This is a genomic window from Streptomyces alkaliterrae, from assembly GCF_007097205.2.
Lineage (GTDB): Bacteria > Actinomycetota > Actinomycetes > Streptomycetales > Streptomycetaceae > Streptomyces > Streptomyces alkaliterrae.
This window is the reverse complement of record NZ_VJYK02000666.1, coordinates 1-719: the sequence shown is the minus strand read 5'-3', so window position 1 is coordinate 719 and position 719 is coordinate 1. Positions and strand designations below refer to the sequence as shown.

General features: G+C 75.2%; 1 protein-coding gene. It reads left to right on the top strand.

The annotated features are described in order from the left end of the window. The first annotated feature begins 175 nt into the window (after positions 1-175). Entirely contained in the window at positions 176-706 is a 531-nt protein-coding gene (locus FNX44_RS27420) for a roadblock/LC7 domain-containing protein (RefSeq protein WP_143651640.1), read from the top strand. The last annotated feature ends 13 nt before the right edge of the window (positions 707-719 follow it).

Here is a 719-nt window from a genome sequence, read left to right as displayed (position 1 = left end):
GCTCCGTTGGCCGCCGTGCCGCTGCCCCGCCGGCCAACGGAGCACCCCGTCCGACTCCACGCGGTCGTCACCGATCCGGACGTGGAACTGCTCCGCCGACTACGAGACGCCCTGGAGGAAAAGCTGTGACATCCCGTCCTGTGCACCACGACCGCGAGGAACGTCTCGCGCCGTCATGAGACGTGCCCTGAGACAGCGTGCGGGGAGGAGGCAGATGATGGCGGTGGAGCCCGAGGTCTTCGACGAGCTGAGGCGGCTGCGCACCCGCGTGCCGCATCTGACGGGCTCGCTGGCGGCCAGCGTCGACGGGCTGGTGCTCGCCCAGGACACCGGCGGCGTCGAGCCGGAGGGGCTGGCGGCACTCACCGCGGCCGCGCTCGGCGTGGCGCTGCGGGTGACCGACGCCACCGGCCGGGGCGCCTTCCGCGAGCTGGTCGTACGCGGCGAGCACGGCTACGTCGCCACGTACGCGGCCGGTCCCACGGCCGTGCTGACGGTGCTCGCCGAGCCGCGGGCGAACGTCGGACGTCTGCATCTGGAGGCCCGCCGCGCGGGCGTCCGCATCGCGGAGCTGGCCGAGGGCCGGGCCGCCGCCCGTCAGTCGGGTGGCGGGGACCGGTCGCGGAGCGCCGATCCGGTCCGTCCGCGAAGCTCCGAGTCCGGACGTTCCGGTGTGCTGCCCTCCCGGCGCCCCGGCACCGGGTGACCCCGAGCACCCC